The sequence below is a fragment of the Streptomyces sp. DSM 40750 genome, assembly GCF_024612035.1.
Lineage (GTDB): Bacteria > Actinomycetota > Actinomycetes > Streptomycetales > Streptomycetaceae > Streptomyces.
The window spans coordinates 693,479-717,254 of sequence record NZ_CP102513.1; the positions used below are offsets into that span (position 1 = coordinate 693,479).

Annotated in this window: 23 protein-coding genes; 14 read left to right on the plus strand and 9 right to left on the minus strand. The window is 69.7% G+C overall.

Translation table 11 applies throughout. The features are described 5' to 3' along the window. Window positions 1–19: 19 nt before the first annotated feature. Window positions 20–1,021 carry a LacI family DNA-binding transcriptional regulator gene (locus JIX55_RS03360; protein ID WP_257561706.1) on the minus strand — a complete coding sequence of 334 codons (1,002 nt, stop codon included), beginning with the start codon at window positions 1,019–1,021 and terminating at the stop codon, window positions 20–22. A 503-nt stretch (window positions 1,022–1,524) separates the two neighbouring features. On the opposite strand from JIX55_RS03360, the gene JIX55_RS03365 reads away from it, so the two are divergent. Genes JIX55_RS03365 through JIX55_RS03380 form a run of 4 tightly spaced genes read left to right on the plus strand, consistent with a single transcriptional unit; the run spans window position 1,525 to window position 6,628 of the window. Continuing rightward, window positions 1,525–3,087, plus strand: a complete 1,563-nt coding sequence (locus tag JIX55_RS03365; RefSeq protein WP_257561707.1) for an ABC transporter substrate-binding protein — start codon at window positions 1,525–1,527, stop codon at window positions 3,085–3,087. A 9-nt stretch (window positions 3,088–3,096) separates the two neighbouring features. Continuing rightward, window positions 3,097–4,038, plus strand: coding sequence for an ABC transporter permease (locus JIX55_RS03370; protein ID WP_257561708.1), 942 nt, complete (start codon window positions 3,097–3,099; stop codon window positions 4,036–4,038). Then, entirely contained in the window at window positions 4,035–5,795 is a 1,761-nt protein-coding gene (locus JIX55_RS03375; protein ID WP_257561709.1) for a dipeptide/oligopeptide/nickel ABC transporter permease/ATP-binding protein, read from the plus strand. Before JIX55_RS03370 ends, JIX55_RS03375 begins: the two co-directional genes overlap by 4 nt. After that, window positions 5,792–6,628 (plus strand): ABC transporter ATP-binding protein, encoded by an 837-nt coding sequence (locus tag JIX55_RS03380; RefSeq protein ID WP_257561710.1) that lies wholly within the window; start codon window positions 5,792–5,794, stop codon window positions 6,626–6,628. The genes JIX55_RS03375 and JIX55_RS03380 overlap by 4 nt, the downstream gene beginning before the upstream one ends. Window positions 6,629–7,093: 465 nt before the next feature. On the opposite strand, the gene JIX55_RS03385 is transcribed toward JIX55_RS03380, so the two are convergent. From JIX55_RS03385 to JIX55_RS03395, 3 genes are read right to left on the minus strand one after another with little or no spacing between them, the layout of a single operon-like run. After that, complete coding sequence (locus JIX55_RS03385) at window positions 7,094–8,662, minus strand: RICIN domain-containing protein (protein WP_257561711.1); 1,569 nt, start codon at window positions 8,660–8,662, stop codon at window positions 7,094–7,096. Then, window positions 8,659–9,129 carry a COX15/CtaA family protein gene (locus tag JIX55_RS51345; protein ID WP_443046360.1) on the minus strand — a complete coding sequence of 157 codons (471 nt, stop codon included), beginning with the start codon at window positions 9,127–9,129 and terminating at the stop codon, window positions 8,659–8,661. Before JIX55_RS51345 ends, JIX55_RS03385 begins: the two co-directional genes overlap by 4 nt. Window positions 9,130–9,165: 36 nt before the next feature. Further along, entirely contained in the window at window positions 9,166–9,789 is a 624-nt protein-coding gene (locus JIX55_RS03395) for a TetR/AcrR family transcriptional regulator (protein ID WP_257561712.1), read from the minus strand. Between the two features lie 90 nt (window positions 9,790–9,879). Between JIX55_RS03395 and JIX55_RS03400 the strand changes: the two genes are divergently transcribed. The 5 genes from JIX55_RS03400 (at window position 9,880) to JIX55_RS03420 (ending at window position 14,603) form a co-directional block, all read left to right on the plus strand. Beyond that, on the plus strand, window positions 9,880–10,581 hold the full coding sequence (locus tag JIX55_RS03400) for an NAD(P)-dependent oxidoreductase (RefSeq protein WP_257561713.1): 702 nt from the start codon (window positions 9,880–9,882) through the stop codon (window positions 10,579–10,581). 631 nt (window positions 10,582–11,212) lie between these two features. Beyond that, window positions 11,213–13,135: a rhamnogalacturonan lyase family protein gene (locus tag JIX55_RS03405; protein ID WP_257561714.1), complete on the plus strand. Its 1,923-nt coding sequence runs from the start codon at window positions 11,213–11,215 to the stop codon at window positions 13,133–13,135. A gap of 250 nt (window positions 13,136–13,385) precedes the next feature. Then, window positions 13,386–13,643: a hypothetical protein gene (locus tag JIX55_RS03410; RefSeq protein WP_257561715.1), complete on the plus strand. Its 258-nt coding sequence runs from the start codon at window positions 13,386–13,388 to the stop codon at window positions 13,641–13,643. A 63-nt stretch (window positions 13,644–13,706) separates the two neighbouring features. Then, window positions 13,707–14,171 carry a peptidoglycan-binding domain-containing protein gene (locus tag JIX55_RS03415; RefSeq protein WP_257561716.1) on the plus strand — a complete coding sequence of 155 codons (465 nt, stop codon included), beginning with the start codon at window positions 13,707–13,709 and terminating at the stop codon, window positions 14,169–14,171. A gap of 120 nt (window positions 14,172–14,291) precedes the next feature. Then, window positions 14,292–14,603 carry a hypothetical protein gene (locus JIX55_RS03420; protein WP_257561717.1) on the plus strand — a complete coding sequence of 104 codons (312 nt, stop codon included), beginning with the start codon at window positions 14,292–14,294 and terminating at the stop codon, window positions 14,601–14,603. A 234-nt stretch (window positions 14,604–14,837) separates the two neighbouring features. Here the strand turns inward: JIX55_RS03420 and JIX55_RS03425 are convergent, their stop codons facing one another. Further along, complete coding sequence (locus JIX55_RS03425) at window positions 14,838–15,479, minus strand: GNAT family N-acetyltransferase (protein ID WP_257561718.1); 642 nt, start codon at window positions 15,477–15,479, stop codon at window positions 14,838–14,840. Window positions 15,480–16,128: 649 nt separating this feature from the next. Further along, window positions 16,129–16,362, minus strand: coding sequence for a hypothetical protein (locus JIX55_RS03430; RefSeq protein WP_257561719.1), 234 nt, complete (start codon window positions 16,360–16,362; stop codon window positions 16,129–16,131). Window positions 16,363–16,547: 185 nt separating this feature from the next. On the opposite strand from JIX55_RS03430, the gene JIX55_RS03435 reads away from it, so the two are divergent. The 3 genes from JIX55_RS03435 (at window position 16,548) to JIX55_RS03445 (ending at window position 20,203) form a co-directional block, all read left to right on the plus strand. Beyond that, on the plus strand, window positions 16,548–17,636 hold the full coding sequence (locus JIX55_RS03435; protein WP_257561720.1) for a glutamate--cysteine ligase 2: 1,089 nt from the start codon (window positions 16,548–16,550) through the stop codon (window positions 17,634–17,636). 237 nt (window positions 17,637–17,873) lie between these two features. Further along, window positions 17,874–19,604, plus strand: a complete 1,731-nt coding sequence (locus JIX55_RS03440) for a SpoIIE family protein phosphatase (protein ID WP_257561721.1) — start codon at window positions 17,874–17,876, stop codon at window positions 19,602–19,604. 164 nt (window positions 19,605–19,768) lie between these two features. Then, the gene (locus tag JIX55_RS03445) at window positions 19,769–20,203 is read left to right on the plus strand and encodes an ATP-binding protein (protein ID WP_257561722.1); all 435 of its coding nucleotides are present in this window, start codon (window positions 19,769–19,771) and stop codon (window positions 20,201–20,203) included. A gap of 18 nt (window positions 20,204–20,221) precedes the next feature. On the opposite strand, the gene JIX55_RS03450 is transcribed toward JIX55_RS03445, so the two are convergent. The 3 genes from JIX55_RS03450 to JIX55_RS03460 form a co-directional block, all read right to left on the minus strand. After that, window positions 20,222–20,689, minus strand: coding sequence for an ATP-binding protein (locus tag JIX55_RS03450; RefSeq protein WP_257569200.1), 468 nt, complete (start codon window positions 20,687–20,689; stop codon window positions 20,222–20,224). A 36-nt stretch (window positions 20,690–20,725) separates the two neighbouring features. Then, the gene (locus JIX55_RS03455; protein ID WP_257561723.1) at window positions 20,726–21,031 is read right to left on the minus strand and encodes a DUF5133 domain-containing protein; all 306 of its coding nucleotides are present in this window, start codon (window positions 21,029–21,031) and stop codon (window positions 20,726–20,728) included. A 123-nt stretch (window positions 21,032–21,154) separates the two neighbouring features. Next, window positions 21,155–21,994: a SigB/SigF/SigG family RNA polymerase sigma factor gene (locus JIX55_RS03460; protein WP_257561724.1), complete on the minus strand. Its 840-nt coding sequence runs from the start codon at window positions 21,992–21,994 to the stop codon at window positions 21,155–21,157. Between the two features lie 336 nt (window positions 21,995–22,330). On the opposite strand from JIX55_RS03460, the gene JIX55_RS03465 reads away from it, so the two are divergent. Continuing rightward, window positions 22,331–23,206 (plus strand): RNA polymerase sigma factor SigF, encoded by an 876-nt coding sequence (locus tag JIX55_RS03465; RefSeq protein ID WP_443046361.1) that lies wholly within the window; start codon window positions 22,331–22,333, stop codon window positions 23,204–23,206. Window positions 23,207–23,324: 118 nt separating this feature from the next. Continuing rightward, the gene (locus tag JIX55_RS03470) at window positions 23,325–23,729 is read left to right on the plus strand and encodes an STAS domain-containing protein (RefSeq protein WP_257561725.1); all 405 of its coding nucleotides are present in this window, start codon (window positions 23,325–23,327) and stop codon (window positions 23,727–23,729) included. The last annotated feature ends 47 nt before the right edge of the window (window positions 23,730–23,776 follow it).

The window sequence follows — 23,776 nt, forward strand, 5'->3', positions numbered from 1 at the left end:
GCCGCGACGGCTCAGGCCGTCACGCCGAGTCGCGCACCTCCAGCCGGATGTGCGGTTCCACCCGGTTCGGGGAGGCGGGCGCGCCGTCGAGCGCGGCCCACACCGAGTCCGCGTACAGCTCGGCGATCCCGGGGAGGTCCTGGACGACGCTGGTCAACGGCGGATGGGACACCGCCGCGGCAGGGCTGTTGTCGACGCCGATCACCGCCATGTCCCGAGGGGCTTCGAGGCCGAGGTGGCGCAGACCGGCCAGCACGCTCATGGCCACATCGTCGTTGAACGCGCAGATGCCGGTCACTCGGGGATCGGCGGCGAGCCAGGACCGCACGGCGTCGGCGGCGTCCCTCGGTGTCAGCGGAATGGTCCGGACGTCGGGTTCGGGCAGCCCCAGTTCGGCGCACACCTTGCGGACACCGTCGAGGCGCGGCCTGGCGAAGACGGCGACACGCTCGTCGTCCGGATACGCGTATCCCAGTCGTCGGTGGGAGGCGGCCAGGTGGCGGGCCTGCGCGGCACCGATCGCGTTCGCGCTGGTGATGCTCTCGTCCGACCCGAGCCCTTGGCCGTCGTACAGGGCGGCGACCACCTCGATGCCCACGGCCCGCATCGCCGCCGCGTCGGGTTCGGAGAACGGCTCGAAGGACAGGACGGCGGCCGGTGTGAGGGCCTTCCAGATCTCGCTCAGCGAGCGGGCGCCCCGGATACCGGAGTGAACGACGAAGGTGAGATTGCGCTTCGCGAACGCAAGCGTCAGCTCCTGGATGAGCTGGCCCGCCGCATAGCCGAGCGGCCAGTCGGGCAGCAGGCCGAGCACCACGTCGGAACGCCCGTACCGGAGGGTGCGCGCCGCGGCCGACGGGGCGTAGCCGAGTTTCTCGGCCGCCGCCAGGACCCGCTGTCGCGTCGCGTCGGTGATCTTCTGATGTTGGGTGTTGTTGAGGACGAAGCTCACCGTGGCCCGCGACACACCGGCCTCCCGAGCCACGTCCGCACTCGTCACTCTCCCGCTTCGCGGCGCCATCGACGACCACCTTCCACGAACCTCTTGCGCAACGCAGGAGACACAGTTAGTTTACGGACATCCACTATAACGTGTTAGCGACACGTTATAGCTACTGGAAAGTAGCCATGATGCGAGGTTGCGCGATGGGACACCGTACCGACTCATCCGGTCGCCGACATTGAAGCAGACGGCCTGCGGAACCCACGAGACGGAGTGATCCTCCGGAAGACCTCAAGGGGGCCCGGTTCGTTCGCGGGCGATCCGCTGGACGCTGTGACAACCTCACGCGCCCTCACCGGTTGCCGCCGGCCTGACGCACCGAAACCGGCCCGGCGCCGCGTGCCCGCTCACGCGTTCCGTCCGGCCACCGGATCATTCGCCAGCCGCTTCAGCGGCAGTTCTCGCTTGGCCTCCTGCTGAACACTTGCAAACACTCCTTTCCTGCCGTCCGCCTCGCCGTCCCTTCGCGAGCCGCGTGATCCGCTCCCTCTGATCACCCTGCCCTACCTCGGAGACCCTCAATGAAGAGAAGAACCGCACTCCAGGCCTCGATCGGCGTCGTGGCGTCGCTCGCGCTCGCCGCCTGCGGCGGCGGACAGACCAGCGGCGACAGCGACGCCGGCGCCGGCCCGGCGAACCTGACCATCGCCCTGTCCTCGGCGCCCAACAGCCTGGACCCCGCCCAGATCGCCGTCGGGCCCTTCCTGAACTACATGGATCCCGCCTACGCGACCCTGCTGACCCGCAAGGCCGACGGCACCCTGGGGGCCGGGCTGGCCGACAAGTGGGGCTACGTCGGCACGAAGAACACCAAGTTCGAGCTCCACCTGCGCAAGGGCGTGAAGTTCGCCGACGGCACCCCGATCACCGCCGCCGACGTCGTCACCTCGTTCAAGTACTTCCAGAAGGGCAGCGGACCCACCGTCGCCTACTACCGTCCCCTGACCTTCTCCACACCGGACAGTTCGACCGTGGTGATCAGCAGCCCGACGCCCAACCCCGACATGGGCACCCTGTTCACGCCCTCGTACATGGGCGGCGCCATCATCAGCCCGGCCGGGCTGAAGAACCCGAAAAAGCTGGCCTCCGCGACCTTCGGCGCCGGGCCGTACGTGTACAGCCCCCAACAGTCGGTCTCCGGTGACCACTACGTCTACGTTCCGAACAAGAACTTCTATGACAAGGCCGCCGTCCACTTCAAGAAGATCACCGTCCGGGTGATGCCGAACGTCAACTCACAGGTGCAGGCCCTGAAGTCCGGGCAGATCGACCTCATGTTCGGCACTCCCGACGTGGCGCCGACCATCGCGGGCAACAAGTCGCTCACCACGGTCAAGAAGCCCACCACCTGGGCGGGTCTGTTCCTCCTGGACCGTGACGGCACCGTCGTCAAGGGGCTGGCGGATGAGCGGGTCCGGCAGGCGCTGAACCACGCCATCGATCGTGCCGCGATCACGAAGGCGGTCTACGGCGACTTCGGCACACCGGTCTCCCAGCCGGCGATGCCCGGCTACGACGGCTACAGCGCCGCGGCCGAGAAGATGTACCCCTACGACCCGGCCAAGGCCAAGAAGCTGCTGAAGGCGGCGGGCTACGGGAAGGGACTGACCATCCCGGTGAACTACGGGTCGTTCGACCCCTCGACGACCAAGATGGTCCAGGCGGTGCAGGCCCAGCTCGCCGAGGTGGGTGTCAAGCTGAAGCTGAGGGCCGCCACGAACTTCGGCGCCTGGATCAACGACCTGCTCACGAAGAAGTACGCGGCCACCGTGCTGTCACCCGGCACGGGTGGCGAGCCCAACTTCTACGCACAGCAGGCGGGCTTCACCAAGACGGGCATCATGAACCTCTTCGGCGTGACCGACCCGGACGTCGATGCCGCCTACGCCCGGCTCGCCAAGTCGGACGCGAAGGCCGGCGGGGCGGCAGCGAAGGATCTCACCGATGTGATCGTGCGGAAGGCGCTCGCACTGCCGGTGTCCGGTGCCGACACGATCGTCCTGTACAACACCAAGCTTCAAGGGGTGCGGTTCCCGGAGGGCGGCGCCCAGCTGATCTCGAACACCACGTGGACCACCCGCTGACGAGGGCCGATGTTTCCCATCATTCTCCGCAGGCTGGCGCTGTCCATCCCGCTCCTTGTGATCGTCTCGGCGATCACCTTCCTCCTCGAGTCGTTCGTGCCGGGAGATCCGGCACGAACGGTGCTCGGGATCAACGCGACGCAGGAGCAGTACGACGCGCTGCAGGCCGCGATGCATCTCGACCAGCCGGTCGCCGTGCAGTACTGGCTGTACCTCCGCGACGTCCTGCACGGTGACCTCGGCGACTCGCTGTTCACCGGCGAATCCGTGCTGGGGCTGATCGGGCAACGCCTGCCGGTCACCCTGGCGCTGGTGATCGGGGGGACCGTGCTCGCGAGCCTGGTCGGTGTCGTGCTCGGCGTGTACAGCGCGACGCGCGGCCGGTTCAGCCGCAAGCTGTTCGACATCGTGTCCCTGCTGGGCAGCGCGGTGCCCAACTTCTGGATCGCACTGCTGCTCGTCGCGGTGTTCGCCGTCAAGTTCGCGCTCTTCCCCGCCACCGGATACACCCCGTTCGCCGAGTCGCCGGGGCAATGGGCAGCCGGCCTCGTCCTGCCCGTGGTCGCTCTCTCGATCGGTGGTGTCGCCTTCATCTCCAAGGTCACTCGCGACGCGATGCTGTCCACCCTCGGCCTCGACCACATCAGAACGCTGCGGGCCTCCGGCATCCGGCCTTCATCGATCGTCTGGAAGCACGCCCTGCGGGCCTGCGGACTGCCGGTGGTGACCACGATCGGCCTCATGATGATCACGTTCATCCCCGGCACGATCCTCATCGAGAACGTCTTCACCCTGCCCGGTCTCGGCACCACGGTCGTGGAAGCGACCAATCAGCACGATCTGCCGGTCGTACAGGGTCTCACCATCACCTTCACGGTCATGGTGATCGTGGTGAACCTTCTCGTCGACATCCTCTACAGCCTCCTCAACCCGAAGGTACGTACGGAATGACCACTGTCGAGCCGCCCCCGAGGGCGCGAGCGCGGGCGAGGATCAACCCCTTCGCCGGACTATGGCACCGTCCTGTCGCCGCCGCAGCGCTCGCCGTGGTCCTGGCGGTCACTGTCGCCGTGATCCTCGCCCCGCTGCTGGCATCGCACCCGCCGCTGGCGCAGGACCTGCTCCACACACTGACCGGTCCGTCGGCGGACCATCCTCTGGGCACCGACGCCCTCGGCCGCGACGTCCTGAGCCGGCTGCTCCACGGCGGACGGCCGACCCTGATCGGGGTGGGGCTGGCCGTACTCGTCTACGCCGTTTGCGGCATGTCGCTGGGCATGCTGGCCGGTTACCTGCGCGGCTGGACCGACCGGGTCATCGTCGCCGTGCTGGACATCATGCTCTCGGTTCCTGCGGTCATCATCACGCTCGCCGTCCTAGCGATCTTCTACCAGAGCAACGTCGCCGCCATGCTCACGCTCGGCTTCTTCGCCTCCGCGGGCCTCGCCCGGATCATCCGCAGCTCATGCCTCGCGCTGCGCGAGGAACTGTTCGTGGACGCCGCCAGGGTGTCCGGGCTCGGCCCGGTACGGATCATGGCACGACATATTCTCCCCCGGTTGACAGGTCAGTTGCTGGTCCCGGTCTTCCTCTTCTCGGGCACCGCCCTCGCCATCCAGACCGGCCTGGGATTCCTCGGACTGGCCACCCCGGCGCCCGCCCCGAGCTGGGGCGGCATGGTCGGAGACGCCGCGCAGATCATGCAGCAGGACTCGTACCTGCTGTTCGTCTCCGGTGGCGTGATCGGCCTCATGTCCCTCTCCTTCGGGCTGGTGGGCGACGGGCTGCGCGACCTCGAACAGGACCGTCGGCAGGCCACCGGTGGCCGGCTGCGGCGGCCGGTTCCCGTAGCCGCCCCCCAGGACGCCACCGAGCCGTCGGACACACCGTCGGCCGGAGCGGTACTCGCCGTGCGCGACTACTCGATCGCCTTCGCCACCGCACAAGGGCCACGCAACGTCGTCGACTCCATCGGCTTCACCGTGCGCCCCGGTGAGATCTTCGGTCTCGTGGGCGAATCCGGCAGCGGAAAGACCGTGACGGGGCTGTCGCTGCTCGGGCTGCTTCCCCCGAACGGGGCCGTGACAGGTGGCTCCGCCTGGCTGGACGGTACCCGGATCACCGGCCTGCCGGAACGGGAACTGCAGCGGGTCCGCGGCAGCGAGATCGCCCTGGTGTCACAGGAACCCATGGTGGCTCTCGACCCGTACTTCACCATCGGCTCCCAGTTGGCCGAGGTCATCCGGCGCACCGGTGGCGTGCCGGGCGGCAAGGACGCCGTACGGCGGCGGACCCGCGAGTTGCTGACCAGCGTCCACCTGCGCGATCCGGACGACGTCGTACGCCGGCACCCGCACGAACTCTCCGGCGGCATGCTCCAGCGCGTCGTCATCGCCATGGCACTGGCCGGGTCACCGAAGGTGCTGATCGCCGACGAACCCACCACGGCACTGGACGTGACGGTTCAGGCGGGAATCCTGGACCTGCTGCGGTCGCTGCGCGACGAGCACGGCATGGCGATCATCCTGATCACCCACGACCTGGGGGTGGTGGCCGACAGCTGCGACCGCGCGATCGTGATGGAGCACGGCCGGATCGTCGAAGAGGGCCCGGTCGAGGACATCTTCTACCGGCCCCGGCACCCGTACACGAAGAAGCTGATCGCAAGCACGCCCAGCATCGCACGAACCGAAGGGAGGGTCGCGTGAGCGGAACACCCGTACTCCAGTTGGACGGCCTCGCGGTCCGCTACCCGACCCGTGGCTTCCGCAAGCCCCCGACCACCGTCATCAAGAGCGTGTCGCTCGAGGTCGGTCACGCCGAGACGGTCGCCCTCGTGGGCGAGTCCGGCTCGGGCAAGACCACCATCGGCAGAGCGGTGCTGGGACTGACCCCGGTCAGCGACGGACGCGTGCTGCTCGACGGGCGGGACATCACACATCTCACCGGCCGTGCCCGCCGACTGCTGTCGTCCGATCTCCAGGCGATCTTCCAGAATCCGTACGGATCCCTCAACCCGGCGCTGCCCGTGGGCCGGACGCTGGCCGAACCCCTGCTCGCCGGTTCGACCCGCTCACGCGGCGAAGTCCGCGATCACATCGGTGATCTGCTTCGCCGCGTGGGTCTGCCGGAGGACGCGGCCGACCGGTACCCGGCACAGTTCAGCGGAGGTCAGCGCCAACGCATCGCCATCGCCCGGGCAGTCGCCCGACAGCCCAAGCTCATCATCTGCGACGAGCCCACCAGCGCCCTCGACGTCACCACCCAGGCCGCCGCTCTGGATCTCCTCTCCGAACTCCAGGACACGCTCGGGTGCGCGTATCTGTTCATCACGCACGACCTCGCTGTCGTCAAGGAGTTCGCGGCGCGCACGCTGGTGCTGCAACAGGGACGCATCGTCGAGGAGGGACGCAGCACCGACGTGTGCGACCAGCCGCAGCACGAGTACACCCGGCGCCTGGTGGCAGCCGCCCCCGTCCCCGATCCGATCGCCCAACGCGACCGCCGTGCCCGGCGGCTGACGGTGGAAGCGATCTCATGACCGACGCGCACCGGTGGCCACCCCCGGCATGCCCGACGCGAACCTCGTCCCGAGCTAGCCGCCCGTCCGCGACCTGGCACCGGACCTCGCCGGCCGGCACCGCGCGACGAGGTCGGCGCCCGCGTCCTGTCTCGCGTGTCCGGCATGTGCGCCGCGATCCGCTTCACCGGGCCCGACCTCCGCTGCCAACGCACTGACCCCACCGCCTCGCAGAACCGGCATCGCCTCCGGTGGCTTCGGGAACCGTGTGGGGGCCGGGCCTCCCGACAGGTGGGGACGGTCCCCGGACCATCCCGGAGACAGGGACCGGATGTCGAACGGCGGGGACCACGACGCCACGGTCCCGGCACGGGCGAACCGGGCGACGAGTAAACTTGCGTGATTCTCTTGGGACTTCAGTGACAGCCGCTCTACGTTCGTCTCCGAACCCGAGCGACCCACGGGCCCGCAGGGTGACGGCGGCCCTCATCCGGCGGACGAAGACTCCAGGCCGATCCGTGACGGCGAGGCGATGCGGTCGGTGGCCTCGTCGGTGCGCCAGCGCTGGGACCTGCGGATCCTGTCCTGCGGGACGGGCTCCAGGAGGATGATCGCCCCCACGGCCCGGCGAACGGGCGTCAAGGCCACTCCGGGCTCCGCGACGAGGGTGAAGAGGCCGTCGGCCGCCAGGTCGTACCGCGTGTCGCCGGCCTGCTCGCCGTCCGGGTCCCCCGGGTCGGCACACGGCCGCAGGGCGAGAGTGCCCTGCGGCTCGGCGTTCAGACACAGCCCGGGGGCCGACTGGTTCCGCATCCGTCCCCCGTCCTCCAACCGCCACAGCTGGGTCGCCGATCCCCCGCACTCGGCCGTCACCGCGGGCGTACCCTCCAGCTGCGCCGAAGCGCGCAAGTCGAGGCACAGTCCGGTCCTCACGTTGCGCAGCCGCGTGACCAGGGCGTCGCTGCCGCCGGGCGCGGCGGTGGCGCCGGGCGACCGAGTGACGGCGGACGGTCCGGGGGCGGAGTCGGACGGGCTCCGGGTCGGACCGGGCGTCGGACCGCCCACCGCCTGGCGGTCGTCCTCGGTTCCGCTGAGGGCCACGGGCGTCGCCGCGATCACCCCGCACAGGACCACGCCCATGGCGACGAGCAGCGGCCACCGGCGCCACCGCAGTGCGGGGTCGCCCCCAGCCGTCTGCCGGTCCTCGGCGCGCGCGGGCTGCGGGGCCGGCTCCGAACGCGCGTGAGCCGACGCGATCGTCCGGCGGGCGGTCCGGGTCGCGACGTAGTCCGCCGCGCGGAATCCGAGTACGGCCTCGGCGAGCAGGGCGGGGAGCCGGTCCGGGGACTGGTCGAGCTGGTCCACCGCCGCCCCGCAGTAGGCGCAGCCATCGAGGTGTTCACGCACCTCCGCCATCATCTCGCCGGACCCACGGCGGGCATGGACGTCGATGAGCCGGTTGAGGCGGCGGCAGCGTTCGTCGGGCGCGAGGTCGAGGTGGCCCCGCACGCACGCGTCGCGTAGCAGGGTGCGGGCGCGCTCGGGATTCAGCAGGGAGGGTTCAGCGCCGAGCATGGACGCCACCGCCGCGATGTCCTCGGCCTCGACCGCGGTGTGCCACAGCAGTGCGTGAGCGCGGTCCGGCAGGTTCCGGAAGGCGTGCAGGAGCAGGCTTCTGTCGCCGCTCCTGCGGTGCGTGCCGGGCGCCGACCGGCCCACGTCACCGGTTCCGCCGTCCCGCAGGTCCGGGTGGAGGGACGAGCACCTCTCGTCCACGCTCCACTCCCGAGCGGCCCCAAGGACTGCCGCGAGCAGCCGCGGGCGCCACGGGAAGTCGGCGCCGGCATGCGACGCCGCGTCGCCGTAGGTGTTCCGGAAGGCCTGCCCGGCGAGCCGCTCCGCGGCGCCCGGGCTCGGCCCGGTGCACAACGCCGCGTAGTCCAGGACGGATTGGCCGTGCAGCATCAGCAGTTCCTCGACCGAGACCGCCGCGTCTCCTCGTTCCTCATCCCTGGGCTCGGCCCGCTCGGAGACGTAATCCTCTCCGGGCGTCATGCGCTCTCCTCCGCGGAACGGAGCATTCGCCACGGGAACACCATGCATGAACCGGTCACCTCCCTGTTCCGTACCGTCGATACGGCCGACCTCAGCTCCGCGCTCACACGCCCGAGCCGGATGGTCGCGATCACGCCGGATCGGTCAGGAGTACGTCCCGTACGGTTACACGGTTCACTGCGGGCGATGCCGTCGGCCGTGGGACTGTTCCGGACAACGACTACGCCGTCGCAGACGGTCAAAGAACGCGCGCCTGTACAGCGAGCGCCTGGGCGGATCGCAGGAGAAGCAACAGCCGCGGTGCGTCGGGGAGCGCTGCACCGTGGCCAGGTCGGGCAGCCCAGCCCGGAGTCGGTCAACCGCACGACCCCGCCGGAGACCAGGAGCACGATATTCAGCCACAGTGACGGGCACCGCCAACCGGCGCACCGGCGCGAGGCCTGGACGAGCCGAGGACGTGCGGCCACGGTTGGTTTCCGGGCTTGTTTCGATCCTGCCCTGTTTCACCAGGCGTTCGATTCCCCGTCGAGCAGCACCGCGGTGACGAGTGTGCGCTTGAGCCATGCTTCGTAGGCATCGTGGGACCAGCCGGAGCCCACGACGAGGCTGTCGTGGACGCCTGCGCTCATCAGGGCGACGGCGATGTCCGCGGCCTGGGGATGGACGCCGCGGCCACTGCTGCGGACACGCTCGATGACCATGTCGACACCGAGCCTGTTTCGTCGCACCCCTTCTGCCTGAGTGGCCGCGATGTCCGGGGCGACCGCGGCGCCGGAGCTCAGCATGGTGAGGATGTCGCCACACCGTTCCCGGACCTGGCGGCTGGCCCTGGCCAGCAGCCCGAGCAGCTCGACCGGGTCCGACATCTGCGCCGCCTCAGCCATCAGGTCCGGGAGCTCGGCCTCCTCGTCCATCAGATCGACCAGTCCGGTGAGGACACCGGCCTTGGAACCGAAGTGTGTGTAGAGGGTCTGGGGCGAGACGCCGGCTTCCTTCGCGATGGCGCGGATCGATGTGCGGGCGTAGCCCTGTTCGGCGAACAGCCTGCGCGCACCGGCGAGGATCGTGCGCAGCGTGAGCGCCTCGCGTCGATCACGGAGGCGGACGATCCCCGGCAGATCTGACATGTATGCTCCTGGAGCTGGACTAGAACATCGTTCCAGTGAATGGAATGACGTTCTTGACCCTATCAAGTGACGATGGCGAGGAAGCAGCGCATGAAGCTCGTGGTTTTCGGGGCGAACGGCCCCACCGGACGGCTCGTCACCCAGCAGGCACTCGCCGAGGGCCACACGGTGACAGCCGTGACACGGCGGCCCGACGCCTTCCCGATCGAGGACTTACGGCTGCGGGTGGCGGGTGCGGATGCGCTGAACCCGGTAGCGGTGGACGAGGTGGTGGCCGGGCATCACCGCGTCGTCTCGACCCTTGGCGTCCCGTACACCCGGGAGCCGGTCACGGTCTTCTCGCGGAGTGCGCGCAACATCGTGGCGGCGATGAGCAGGCACGGGCTGCGGCGGCTGGTGTGCGTGACCTCGATCGGCGTACACCCGGAACTGGCTCCTCAGGAGAGGTTCTTCTTCCGCAAGGTGGTCGGGCCGATCCTGATGTCGATGGGGCGCCCGCTGTACGAGGACGCGCGCCGCATGGAGGCGATCGTGCGGGCCACCGATCTCGACTGGACGATCGCTCGCCCGTCGGGGTTGTTCGACGCCACGACCGTCACGGACTACCGCATCGCCGTCGAGCCACAGAGACTGCCCGGCATGTTCACCTCCCGCGCCGACCTGGCAGACGTGCTGCTGCGCGAGGCCACGGAGGACCGGCACGTGCGCGCCGGTATCGAGGTGATCACGACCCAGGGCACCCCGAGCTACGCCAGTGTGTTCCTCAGAGAGGCACTGCGCATCGGCAAGTGATCCGGCAGCCCGCAGCGAGTGTGCTGCCGCGATGTGCCGACGTTGACGCCGACGGACGCGCCTGACGGTGCGGACCCCGGCACCTCGACCGCGGCTTCGAACCAGCGGGCGGTCAGGAGGCCCTGCTGACCCACCATGCGCGGCCCCGGCCCGAACAACGACTCGGGCGGTCATCAGCCGAAGGTTCTCCCGCCCGGTCAACAACTCGTCCACGGCAGAGAACTGCCCGGTCACTCCCAATCATGGTCAACCGTCGCGACGACAAGACCTCCGCACACCCCCGCAGCCGTGCCCTCTGCCCCACACCGGCCGCGGCCGGCTGTCATACGAGCGCGCCGGGTGACCCGGCCTGCGACAGCCCCGCAATCACTTTCCTGGTCCGGAAAAGGGCCTCCGGCGTCCCACACCCTTTTGGAAGCGTTTCCACTCGACGGCCGAGTGTGCGATCAGGGGCGGAAACGCCGTTGAACTCCAAGGATGTTGTCAGTCCAGCGACCTTGACGCGCACTTGTCGCAGTGCTTCCATCGCAAGCGTGTAAACGGTTTAACCCTTCAGGGTTTCCGTTCCGGCCCAGACCGGACGCCCAGGCCGCACTCCCCGCACCACATCCGCGAGCCACAGGAGATTGTCATGCGCATGACGTTATGGTCGTGGGTGGCCTGCCGGAGGCCCCTCGGCATCTCGGCGGTCCTGGCTGTCTGCGCCGCGCTGGCCACCGTGCCGACGAGCCTCGCCTCGCCCGGTACGACCACAGCCGTGGCCGGCGATGCCCCGATTCGGGCCGCGCGCGTGATGGAGAACCTCGGGCGCGGGGTCGTGGCGGTGCGCTCCGGCGGCACCCAGGTACTGGTCTCCTGGCGACTGCTGGGACTCGACCCGGAGGGCATCGGGTTCAACGTGTACCGGTCGACCGGCGGCGGCACGTACGTCAAACTCAACGCGAGCGTCCTGACGGGCGGGACCAACTACACGGACTCCACAGCCGACCTGACGCGGTCCAACAGCTACCGCGTGGCTCCGGTGGTGGGCGGGCAGGAGCAGACGCCCAGCGGGGCCTTCACCTTGACTGCCGATCACGCCACGGAGCCCGTGGTCCGCGTACCGTTGCGTTCCGGCGGTCCGGTGAAGTTCGTCTGGGTCGGCGACCTCGACGGAGACGGCGAGTACGACTACGTGCTGGACCGGCAGACCTCCCCCCAGAAGCTCGAGGCGTACAGCAGCCGCGGGCAGTTCCTCTGGGAGGTCGACATGGGGCCGAACAGCCAGAACCAGGACAACATCGAACCGGGGTCGTCCGCGATCGACGTGGGCCACTGGGACGGCGTCACGGTCTACGACTTCGACAGCGACGGCCGTGCCGAGGTAGCCCTGAAGATCGCCGACGGCGTCAGGTTCGGCGACGGGGCGACCTGGACGCACGCGGACGACGCGCGCCAGTTCATGGCCGTCCTCGACGGCCGGACCGGAGCGCTCCGCAACTGGGCCGCGATACCGACCACTTACCTGGGCGACGGTCCGATGGGCGCGCGTCTAGGGGTGGCGTATCTCAACGGCACCACGCCGAGTCTGGTCGCCTACATGAAGAACCGCCGCGACGACGGGGCCTTCAACCTGTTGATGGCCGCCTGGCGGTTCACCGGCAGTGCCCTGAGGCATGAGTGGACGTGGCTGCGCGGCGGTCAGGACGCACCCGACGGGCACAACACCCGCGCCATCGACGTCAACGGGGACGGGACGGACGAGGTCGCCGAGATCGGGTTCGTCCTCAACGGCGACGGCTCCCTGCGCTACTCGATGGGACCCCAGGGCATCATCCACGGCGACCGCTTCCACCTCGCCGACATGGATCCCGGCCGTCCCGGCCTGGAGGGCTACGGCGTGCAGCAGGACAACCCGAGCGGCCTGCTCGAGTACTCCTACGACGCCGCGAGCGGCTCCGTCATCTGGAAGCACAACGGCGGCCCCGCCGACGTCGGACGCGGCATGGCCGGCGACGTCGACCCACGTTTCCCCGGCATGGAGGTCTGGTCCTTCTCGGGCCTGTACAACGCGTCCTCCAACAGGCTCACCGAACCGAACACCTCGCTGCGCCCGTGGCCGCAGCTGGGCCTGTGGTGGGACGGCGACCTCACCATGGAACTGCTCAACGACGGCAAGATCGAGAAGTGGGACCCGCTGAAGCCGACGGCGAGCGGCAGCCTGCCCCGGCTGGTCAGCACCTGGAACCACGGCGCGGTCACAGCCGCCCAGGGCGGTCCCACCCTCGTCGGCGACATCCTCGGCGACTGGCGCGAAGAGGCCGTGTACACCAACGCCTCCTACAACGAACTGATCATCTTCACCACGAACCAGCCGACGACCACCCGGCTGTACACACCGGCCCACAACCCCGCCTACCGAAACGCCATGACCTTCAAGGGCTACATGCAGTCCCACCACGTCGACTACTTCCTCGGAGCCGGCATGGCCCAGCCGCCGCGGCCGAACATCGCCTACGCGGGAGGCGGTTCCGCCTCCACCGCGACGACACCGCATGCACCGCGCCCGGAATGACCATCCGAGGTCACCGCGACCGGTGTGTCCGGCCACGGTGCGCAACAGGACGCGGTCGGGCGGACCGCCACGGCCGGCCGGACCGCCTCCCGACACCCCCATCCAAGTAGCCCTGGTCCGGGGGAGGCGGCCTCGGCCGACGCGCCGCCGCAGGGGTGTAGAGGGCGAACCCGGTGCCGCCCGGTCCTGCGGGTCGGCGTGGATCAGGTGGTCTGCCGGGTGAAGCGGCAAAGTCCGCAAGGGCGACCGGGTGTGGGTCGACATCAGCCCCGACGGGGGCAAGAACTGGAAGGGCTGCGGCGGTGTCACCACCGACAAGAAGGACAAGAAGTTCTACTCCAAGTGGTACGCCCACTGGCGCTCCGAATTCCCGAACCGCGTGATCCGCGCCTGCGCCCGCACCACCATGGGCGCCACCGACAACGGCAAGCGCGTCACCTGGTGCGCAGTGGTGGGCGATGTGAAGACGAAGGGCACCAACCGCTACTGGTGGACCGACAAGGACTAGGACCGGGGCAGGCGGGCGGCCCGGCCTGCGGGCCGTCCAGTGCCTGTTCGCGCCGCACGAGTCGTGGCGCCGTCCAGAACATCGAACGCAAGCCTCCGTTCCGAATACTCCCAGGGATACGTAGTCGGTGCCGGAGAGATCAACGACGACTTCGGCGACGAGGGCCCGCTCTCCCGAACCGCGAACAACCACAGCAACGTCGTCGGCATGTGGCAGGGGATCCTCTGGGCCGACGGCCATCTTGCAAACAGCGGTCGCGACTGCTGGTTCGGTCCCACCACCGAGGCGGCGACCAAGGCCTGGCAGAAAGACCACGGCCTTGATGACGACGGGATCGTCGGCCCGCTGACGTTCGGCAAAGCCGACTACTACCTGTATTGGGAAGGCTCCGAGATCCGGTACGACGGTAGTGTCAGGAACCTCACCGGAATGCTCCGTGACTCCCAGGGCCGTTACTACCAGCAGAACTCGGATGGAACCAGGACCTACGGCTCCTACACATCGGCCGATGCCCTCATCTGCTCATAAGGTGACGTTCCGGCTCTGACACGAGCCCCGGACGGATTTGCATCGTTGATCCGCGCGAGCCGTGCCGGTTTCGTGTGGACCACCATGTGCATCGGAAGTGGAAAGTGGTCCCATTGCCTCATGCCCAATGAGTCCTGTTTGACGCGGAACCACATCGACTTGTGGAATGAGCGGGTACTGCCGCAGGGAGCGGTGGCGATCACGTTCCGGACCGTGCTACGTGGATCGCTGCCGCCGATGTTGGTCTGGCTGGGCATCGCCGGGTTCGTCAGCTGGGTCTACAGCCCGGTGGTGACGGTGGTGTTGTTCGGGCTTCTCGCGATCTGCTTTCTCGTGGGGTTCTTTCTCCGACGGACGGCGGGGTGCTCCGTCCGGTGCGGCCTCTATGGGGCGCTGGGAGGGGTGCTCGACAAGTCGATGGCCGGGTTCTGACAGTGCGGCGGGCTTCCGTGGTGCGTCGGGTTGCTCCAGGGGCGTGTCGCGCAGCCCGAGCGGCGCAAGGCGCGCCGACGAGGTTCGCGACCCGAAGTGCTGCATGGGCGGATGCTTGCGCAGACGGCCGACCGTCGCAGGATCTGTCGATCCGGGGTGCGCGGTGATGACTCCCGGGCAGGTTGGTCGGGAGGCCGGGCCGTGGGTTACCGACGCCGATCGCGGTCGCCCGCTTCACTCCTCCCGACGAGTGCCGATTACCTCCGTCGTGCGCCCCAGGTACGTCACGGGGCCGGGGTTCGGCACCGTGATCTCGTGGAAGCCCAGGCGGTCGTAGAAGGCCCGGGCCGGGGTGTTGGTGCTGACCATCGAGAGGTGGACGGCCGGGACTCCTCTGGCCTGGAGGGCCCGGAGGAATGTGTGCATCAGGGATCTGCCATGGCCCCGGCCCTGCCAGGCGGGGAGCAGGTCGATGTGCAAGTGGGCCGGATATGGGGCGAGTTCGGGGAGGACCATGCGTTCGGGATGGTGCAGGAGCTGGATGATCGCCTCGTCGGGGGTGGCCGGTGGGCCGATGGGCGCCGGGAAGCGGTCCGTGACCAGGGGGAGCCACTTCCTGCGGAAGTTCTCGGCGAAGGCGGAGGTGTTCGCGGTGCCGAGGATGTAGCCGACCGCTTGCCCTTGGCCGTCGTCCAGTACGAAGGTCAGGTCCGGTTCCAGGTGGGCGTACGGGGTGGCGAAGGTCGCCGGGAAGACGTCGGGGTCCGCGTAGGCGGGGCGGCTGTCGCCGCCGTTGTCAGCGGTGCGGATGCAGATGTCATGGAGGGCGTCGTGGTCCTGGGGGCGGTAGGGGCGTACTGCGGCACGTGGTGTCATCGCAGCATCCTGGGCAGCGGGGAGCCGCCTCGGCAAGCACCCAAAGCACCCATGCGCGACCAGGCCCGCGATGGGGCCGGCTGTTCCGGTGGCGGCGTGCTGTGGTCATCCGGGATGGTTCGGCAGGGCCGCTCGATGCCGCCTGGCGATTTCCTCCGCCGGTTCGCGTGACGGTCCCGGCCGTGCTCACAATGGCGCTGGGCGGGCGGAGCGGTATGCGCCCGGCAGGTCGAGAACGAACACATGCGGTCACCTTGTGAACGCAGGGCGGCACAGACGAGCAAGTCGGGTGAGTCGTCGGGAACGGATACGCGCTGCCAACCCGCGCTACTCCGGGCCCCCGGGGGCCCGCCTCCTCCTGGCCCCGGGAGAAGGGAGTGTCCGATGGTCGCGAGTCGGACTCCGGTACTCCTCGCGTCCCCGCCCGGAAAGCCGGCCGGTACGGCCGCGGGGCGCCATGCCGATGAGCGCGTCGTGCGGCCCGGGGTGCGCCATGGCGGTTCCCCTCCTTCGGCCGACCCTTCCGCGCGAGCCGGGCGAGGGGAAGCCGCGGCCGCTCATGATCGGCGGGCCCTGCCGGGAAACGCGGGCGGCCCGGGTGAGGCGCCGGACTCACCCGGGCGTGCGGTAGGCGACCAGAGGCCGGCCGTCAGTCGTTCAGGCGTCGGCGCAGCAGCTGCTTGCCCAGGTCGGCGCCCTTGCGGCTGTCGGCCTGTGCCTTCCGGAACAGCTCGACCACCTCGGTGTCCTTCTCCCGCTCCGCGTCCTGGATGTACGTCTCGAGGCGCAGCGCGTTGTTCAGGCACGCCTCGACATACCAGATCAGGTTGTAGTCCTTGTCTGCGGTGCCGGTCACGCGGCCGGTCTCGGTGGTGCTGGTCACGTTCTCCTCCTCCGTGTCGCGGACAGGGGCCGCCGCGCCTGCCCGGCACGGCTCCCGAAGCGCCGCACGGGTACCCGGCCCGTCGCCGCGTACACGGACCCGGCCCGCACGCGGCCCGGTGAGGTGTCCCGGCGTCGTCCGAGGGCACACGGCTGTCACCACCTAGCGCAGAAGGGCCAGATGACGTGCGTACCGTCGGAGTGGAAGAGGAACTCCTCCTGGTCGATCCCGAGACCGGCGAGCCGCAGGCGCGGGCCGCGGCGGTGCTCGCGCGTGCCGCGCAGGAGGGCACGGGACAGGACGTGTTCGAGAAGGAGCTCCACGACGAGCAGGTGGAGTTCGCCACGCATCCGCAGTCGGACATGGCGGACCTGGGGGCCGAGATCATCCGCTGTCGCAAGGACGCGGCGCGCCATGCCGAGGGGCTCGGCAGCGCGGTGGTGGCGCTGGCCACGTCGCCGTTGACGGTGAGTCCGACGATCACCATGAACAGCAGGTACCTGTGGATGGCGCGGGAATTCGGCCTGGCCACTCAGGTGCAGCTCGTCTGCGGCTGCCATGTGCACGTGTCCGTGGAATCCGACGAGGAGGGTGTCGCCGTCCTGGACCGTATGCGGCCGTGGCTGTCCGTGCTGACTGCCCTGAGCGCGAACTCACCCTTCTGGCAAGGCCACGACAGCCAGTACGCCAGCTACCGCAGCCAGGTGTGGGACCTGTGGCCGATGGCCGGTCCGTCGGACATCTTCGGCTCGGCGGAGCGGTACCACCAGTGCGTCACGAACCTGATAGCCACGGGAGTCGTCCGCGACGAGGGCATGATCTACTTCGATGCCCGGCTGTCCCAGCGGTATCCGACCGTCGAGATCCGGGTCGCGGACGTCTGTCTGCACCCAGACACCGCGGTCCTCGTCGCCGCCCTCGCCCGGGGGCTCGTCGACACCGCGGCGCGCGAGTGGCGGGCCGGCCGGGAGCCGCTCGGACACAGTGCGGGACTGCTGCGGCTGGCCACCTGGCGTGCCGCCCGCTCCGGCATGTCGGAGAACCTCCTGGACCCCTCGACGATGCGGCCCCGGCCGGCCGCCGAGGTGATCCACGCCCTGCTCGACCACGTCGAGGAGGCACTCGTCGCCAACGGTGACGCCGAGCGGGTCCGCGCGGCCGTCGCCGAGCTGATGGGGCGCGGCAACGGGGCCCGGGTGCAGCGCGAGGTGATGGAGCGGACGGGGAGCCTGCGCCAGGTCGTCACGGCCTGCGTACGGCACACTCAGGCGTGACGTCGTCCGCTGCGCGCTCGGAGTGTACGGGTGAGGCCGCCGCCGTTCGCGTACGGCACACAGGGACCGTAGGGCCGACACAGGGACCGTAGGGCCGACACAGGCTCCGACCTGCGGTCCAGGACCTTTCGCGCGTAGGCCGTCGAGGACGGGGTAATGCGTGCAGCACGTGCGGCGGACCTCTCCACGGCACGTACGGCAGGTCCCGTCCTCGACCGGAGCCGGAGGAGCCCGAACATGAGCGCGTGGAGTCCGGATCACACCGAGCCGCAGGTGTCCGGCCCGGCTGTGCGGTTGTTGGACGGGCTGCCCGATCTCGTGCACGCCGGCATGTACGTGATGGACGACAACGGCGCCGTCCTCGCGGTGAACGCCCGGGCGGAGGTCATGCTCGGCCGCACGGCCGCCGAACTCGTCGGCCGGGACGCCCACGAGCTGCTGCACCGCGACCACCTCGGGCAGACGATGCCCCGCGCCGCGTGCCCGATGATGCACGCCATCCTCAGCGGCCGTACGGGCGGCGGGGACCATGAGTGGTTCCGGCGCGGTGACGCCACGCTGCTGCCGGTGTCCTGGCTGGTCACACCGTGCCGGCTCGACGGGGCGGCGACGGGCGCGGCGGTCCTCTTCTACGAGTCCGGCCCGGAGAACGGTGTGCTCCCGGCCGCCGAGCCGTCGGCGCTGTCGCAGCTGGACCGGTTGGCGCTGCTCGCCGAGACGACGACCCGGCTGACCTCCACGCTGGACTCCGACGAGGCGGTCGCACGCCTGGTCCGGCTGGTGGTGCCGCGACTGGCGGACTGGGCGATCGTGGACCTGATCAGCGAGAGCGACGACGTCTGGCGGACCACGGTGGCGACCCACCACGACGGCTCCGTGGTGCGGTGCGAGGAGTTGGAGGGCCCGCTGCCGCCGGTCCACGAGGAGTCGTTCATGCCGCTGTCCCGCGCACTGCGCGGGGCGGGGTCGGCGCTGGCCGGGCCCGAGACCTACCAGGGTCCGCCGGATTCGGGAATCGCGGTCGCGCAGCAGAAGCTGTTCCGGGTGACGGGCATGCGCTCCGCCGCGATCGCGCCCATCCGTGGGCCGCGCGCGGTGCTCGGCGCCCTCACGCTGGGCCTCGGTGACCGGCCGGGGGCCTTCACCGGCGCCGAGTTGTCCCTGCTGGAGGACATCGCCCGCCGGGCCGGGCTGGCGCTGGAGAACGCGCGTCTGTACCAGCGTCAGAGGCACATCGCGGAGACCATGCAGCGCCATCTGCTGCCCCAGATGCCGGAGGTGCCGGGGCTGCGGATGGCCGCGCGCTACGAGTCGGCGTCGGAGTCCGCGCAGGTCGGCGGCGACTGGTACGACGCGTTCTCGCTGGCCGACGGGTCCACGGCGGTGGCCATCGGCGACGTGGTGGGGCACAACATCGACGCGGCCGCCGGCATGGCGCAGGTCCGCAACATGCTCCGCGCCTACGCCTGGGCGCTGGAGGAGCCGCCGAGCGCGATCGTGGAGCGGCTGGACCAGGCCGTGGTGCATGTGGCCGAGGCGTCCATGGCGACCGTGATATTCGGCCGGGTCGAACGGAACGGCGACGACGGGTGGGCGCTGCGGTGGACCAACGCCGGGCATCCGCCGCCGCTGCTGATCACACACGACGGCCGGTCCCGTTTCCTGGACGAGGAGCACGACCACCTGCTCGGCACGGGCCTGATCCGGGCGCGTACCGACACGCTCACCCCGCTCCCGCCGCTGTCCACGCTCGTGCTGTACACGGACGGCCTGATCGAGTCCCCGGGGCACACCCTCGACCGGGGCTTGGCCCGGCTGCGCCGGCATGCGGCGGCACTCGTCCACCGGCCGCTGCATGTGTTCTGCGACCTGCTCCTGGAGCGGGCCCGTCCGGTCGACAACGACGACGACGTCGCGCTGCTGGTCTTCCGGATGCCGGCCGAGGGCGGTGAGCCGGGTGCGCGGTAGAGCGCCGATGCAGGCGGCAGGTGCCGGAGGGCCACTCTCTTCGCCAAGGCCCCACACATCCCTACGCTTTCGAACGCGTAGCCACTCTCTGCGCGGGAAACACGAGCGTCGGAGGGGAACGCGACATCGCGTCCGCCTCGCAGAGCCGAACCGGGGAAGACGAGATGGCGACAGAGCCGCGTAGGGACGACGAACTGCCTGCTGAGGAGATCCACGACAGCCACGCCGCCTTCGACGGAGAGCTCGGCGACGTGACGGGCGCCCGCACGGCCGCCGAGGGGTTCCTGGGCACGCTCGCGCGCACGTCCCCGCCGACGGCCGTCGAGCACTGGGACGACATCCTGCTGGTGGTCACCGAGCTGGCGGCCAACGCGGTGCAGTACGCCCCCGGGCGCTTCGAACTGACGATGCGCCGCACCCACGACGGGGTGCATGTGACGCTGGGGGACACGAGCACCACGTCGCCCGCGCCGCGCCCCTTCAGCCCCAGCAAGGGGGGCGGCGGCATCGGCTGGTATCTGATCCACACGCTGTGCGACGAGGTGAGCGTGGTGGTGCACGACCAGGGCAAGGACATCCACGTCTTCCTGCCCTGGTGAGACGTCAGGGGTGAGACGTCAGGTCAGCGGCACCAGCACACTGATCGTCTTGCCGCCGGCCGTGCGGCGCTCGACGTCGACCTCGCTGCACAGCCGGTTGATCAGCGGCCATCCGTATCCGCTGCCCTCGTGGGCCCGCGGCAGCACACCGGGCCCGTGGATGCCGACGGGCAGGGCGGCGCTGTGGTCCCGCACGCTCAGCCGCACGCCTCCAGCGGTGAGGGTGACGTCGAATCCGGCGATGCCACCACCGTGCCGGACCGCGTTCGTGACCAGTTCGGAGACGACGAGGATGAGATCGATCATCGCCTCCTCGGTCGGCGGCCCGGCCGGGGAACGCCACCGCTCCCCCACGAACGCCCGCACATGGCGGCGGGCCGCCGCGGCACTGGTGATCGCGCCCGGCGACCGCGGCGACCGGGCGGACACCCCTTCCACGGAAGCTGTGCCATGGTTCACGGTCGGGTGGCGTTCCATCGAGGTCATGATGTCCACGGGATCGACGGTTCGGGGCAGCTCGGCTCAGTACTGTTCATGAAGCGCCGCATACCCGCTCGTGCCCGGACCATGGCTGTCGAGATCCTCCGGGAGTATCACCCGGTTCCCGCACAGCTCGGCGGTCGCGGTCGCCTGTGCGGCGGCGAGCCGGCGGCGCGCCGCCTCCAGCGCCCGGCGGACGTCGCGGGTGCCCGTGGACACGCACAACGTGTACGCCAGGTCCTGCGCGCGGCGAGCGGTCTGCGGGTCGCTCCGCTCGCCCTCGTGGGCCATGAGTGACTCGTACTCCTCGACGAGACCGCGCAGGGTCACGGGATGGGGCATCAGCATCTTTTACGCTCCTCGGTGAGGTGATCGGGGACGACGGAGTCCGGCAGAAGACCGGCGGAAGGGGCGGCCGCACGACGGCGTACGGCGGACTGGTCGGCCGGCACGACGGCGTACGGCTACGGGTCAGGACGAAGGGGTGGTCCGGCCGAGGGCCTCGTCCCGGACGCGGGCGCAGCTGCGGCTGATGAGGCGGGAGACGTGCATCTGGGAGATGCCGAGGCGGTCGGCGATGCGGTTCTGCGTCATGTCCTCGAAGAAGCGCATGTAGAGGATGGCGCGCTCGCGTTCGGGCAGTCGGCGCAGCCCTTCCTTGGCGGCCTCCCGGTCCACGACGACGTCGTACGCCCCATCGGGCGCGCCGAGGGTGTCGGCGAGGCTGTAGCCGTCGTCGCCCGAGGACATCTCCGCGTCCAGCGACAGGGCGCTGAAGCTTTCGAGCGCCTCCATCCCGGCGTTGACCTCCTCCTCCGTGAGCCCCGCGTGGGCGGCGACATCGGCGACCGAGGGCTCGGCTCCGCCGCCGGAGGTCTGGCTCAGCTCGCGCCGTGCCACACGCACCTTGTTGCGGAGGTCCTGGACGCGCCGGGGGACGCGGAGTGTCCACATCCGGTCGCGGAAATGCCGCTTGATCTCGCCGGTGATGGTGGGCACGGCGTAGCTCTCGAACGCCCCCCGTTCGGGCTCGTAGCGGTCCACCGCCTTGACCAGGCCCATCGCGGCGACCTGGCGCAGGTCCTCCAGCGACTCGCCGCGATTGCGGAAGCGGCCGGCGATGCGGTGCGCCATGGGCAGCCAGGCCCGCACCAGTTCGTCCCGTACGACGTCACGCTCGGGCCCTTCGTCCATCGCCGCGAGCCGGACGAAGGCGGTGGCGGTGTCGGGGGCGTCGTCGTGCGTCCTCCTGTCGGGCGTGCCGGGACGTACGGATGTGCCGGAACCGTTTGCGGACACATTGACCAGCATGCGAAATCGCTCCTGAACGACGCTTTCAGGGAATGGCGGCGGTAGACGGTGGGCGGGCGACCAGGGCCCGTGCGCAGAACACCGCTTTCGCCGACGTGCCTCCGATCAGGAGGCGTGGAACTCCGCTTGCCCCGCGATCCGGCGGACAAACGGCGGTGCCCGCATTCGTGGTGACGGGCTGCCAGCTCCGGTGATCCCGTCGAGCGGGGGGCGGTGGCGACTTCAGGCCAGAGTGCGGAGCAACACGGTCCCTTTCACGACCGAGTTGGACTGAGTCGCGGGTACCGGGGCATGCGAGGGATGGCAGCAAGGCTTCGGGCGAGAGGGGTGGACAGCATGGCAGCCGTGACGGCACGGACAACGGCCGCGGCACGGGAGACGGTCATGGCGGACGGGGCGGGCCTGCCCCGGATCGAGGATCCGTCGCAGGTCAGGCCGAGGGATGCGCGCGAGATGTCGCGGCAGTTCTTCGACCGGCTGGCCATGCTGGAGGAGGGCACGCACACGTACCAGTACGTGCGCAACACGCTCATCGAGATGAACCTGTCGCTCGTGCGGTACGCGGCCTCGCGCTTCCAGGGCCGTGAGGACTCGCTGGAGGACATCGTCCAGGTCGGGACCATCGGACTGATCAAGGCCATCGACCGGTTCGAGCTGTCCCGGGAGGTGGAGTTCACCACGTTCGCCGTGCCCTACATCGTCGGCGAGATCAAGCGCTTCTTCCGGGACACCAGCTGGGCGGTGCATGTGCCGCGGCGGTTGCAGGAGGCGCGGGTGGAGCTGGCCCGCGCGACGGACGAGCTGCAGTCCCGGCTGGGCCGCATGCCGACGACACGTGAGCTGTCCGAGCTGATGTCACTGTCCGAGGGGGAGGTCGTCGAGGCGCGCAAGGCGTCCAACGGCTACAACACCTCCTCGCTCGACGTGGCGCTCACCACCGAGGGCGGCGAGGACGGCGACACCGTGCTGGGCGACCTCATCGGTGAGGAGGACCCGTCGCTGGAACTCGTCGAGGACTTCCAGTCGTTGGCGCCGCTGATCGCCGAACTCGGCGACCGTGAGCGCCGGATCCTCCATCTGCGGTTCGTGGAGGAGCTGACCCAGTCGCAGATCGCCGAGCAGCTCGGGGTGTCCCAGATGCATGTGTCCCGGCTGATCAGCCGCATCATCAAGCGGCTGCGCACAGGGCTCCTGGAGCCCGGAGTCGCCTGATATCGGAGCCCGTGTGTCCCGACGATTGGCGGGTATACGCACGGGCGCATCGCCGGTCGATGCGTCGAATCCGTGCATCGGGGCACTCGTCCCCGATCGGTAGCGCCGGGAGGCCTTTGTGTCCGTTGCCCAGAATCCCCTGTCGATCAAGGTCGAACTGCCCCGGGACGACGCCGTGCTGCTCACGATCGAGGGGGAACTGGACATCGACACGGCGACCGAGCTGCAACATCATCTGGCGAACCAACTACGCCACGGCCGACGGCATTTCCTGCTGGACGTGTCGGCCGTCCCCTTCATGGACTCGTCCGGCATGAACATCATCCTGCGGACCTACCAGGAGGTGCGGCGGATCCCGGGCGGCGTGTACATCATCGCTCCGGCGCCGGCCGTACGGCGGATCCTCGATCTCACCGGCGTCAGCATCACGGTGGCGACGGTGGACAGCGTCGACGAGGCGCTGACCGCCGTGGACTCCGGACACGTCGCCCCCTTGCCGGACGAGCCGCCGGCGAAGGAGTAGCCGCTCTCAACGCACCGACGAGCAGGGCGACTTGGGCTGTTCCGTCG

Coding starts and splice junctions, on each gene's coding strand:
- JIX55_RS03395 (WP_257561712.1), bottom strand. CDS start 9,789: ATGTCAGATCTGCCGGGGATCGTCCGCCTCCGTGATCGACGCGAGGCG.
- JIX55_RS03455 (WP_257561723.1), bottom strand. CDS start 21,031: ATGCTGATGCCCCATCCCGTGACCCTGCGCGGTCTCGTCGAGGAGTAC.
- JIX55_RS03370 (WP_257561708.1), top strand. CDS start 3,097: ATGTTTCCCATCATTCTCCGCAGGCTGGCGCTGTCCATCCCGCTCCTT.
- JIX55_RS03375 (WP_257561709.1), top strand. CDS start 4,035: ATGACCACTGTCGAGCCGCCCCCGAGGGCGCGAGCGCGGGCGAGGATC.
- JIX55_RS03465 (WP_443046361.1), top strand. CDS start 22,331: ATGGCAGCCGTGACGGCACGGACAACGGCCGCGGCACGGGAGACGGTC.
- JIX55_RS03425 (WP_257561718.1), bottom strand. CDS start 15,479: ATGACACCACGTGCCGCAGTACGCCCCTACCGCCCCCAGGACCACGAC.
- JIX55_RS03460 (WP_257561724.1), bottom strand. CDS start 21,994: ATGCTGGTCAATGTGTCCGCAAACGGTTCCGGCACATCCGTACGTCCC.
- JIX55_RS03440 (WP_257561721.1), top strand. CDS start 17,874: ATGAGCGCGTGGAGTCCGGATCACACCGAGCCGCAGGTGTCCGGCCCG.
- JIX55_RS03450 (WP_257569200.1), bottom strand. CDS start 20,689: ATGACCTCGATGGAACGCCACCCGACCGTGAACCATGGCACAGCTTCC.
- JIX55_RS03420 (WP_257561717.1), top strand. CDS start 14,292: ATGCCCAATGAGTCCTGTTTGACGCGGAACCACATCGACTTGTGGAAT.
- JIX55_RS03385 (WP_257561711.1), bottom strand. CDS start 8,662: ATGACGCCCGGAGAGGATTACGTCTCCGAGCGGGCCGAGCCCAGGGAT.
- JIX55_RS03405 (WP_257561714.1), top strand. CDS start 11,213: ATGCGCATGACGTTATGGTCGTGGGTGGCCTGCCGGAGGCCCCTCGGC.
- JIX55_RS03365 (WP_257561707.1), top strand. CDS start 1,525: ATGAAGAGAAGAACCGCACTCCAGGCCTCGATCGGCGTCGTGGCGTCG.
- JIX55_RS03400 (WP_257561713.1), top strand. CDS start 9,880: ATGAAGCTCGTGGTTTTCGGGGCGAACGGCCCCACCGGACGGCTCGTC.
- JIX55_RS03360 (WP_257561706.1), bottom strand. CDS start 1,021: ATGGCGCCGCGAAGCGGGAGAGTGACGAGTGCGGACGTGGCTCGGGAG.
- JIX55_RS03445 (WP_257561722.1), top strand. CDS start 19,769: ATGGCGACAGAGCCGCGTAGGGACGACGAACTGCCTGCTGAGGAGATC.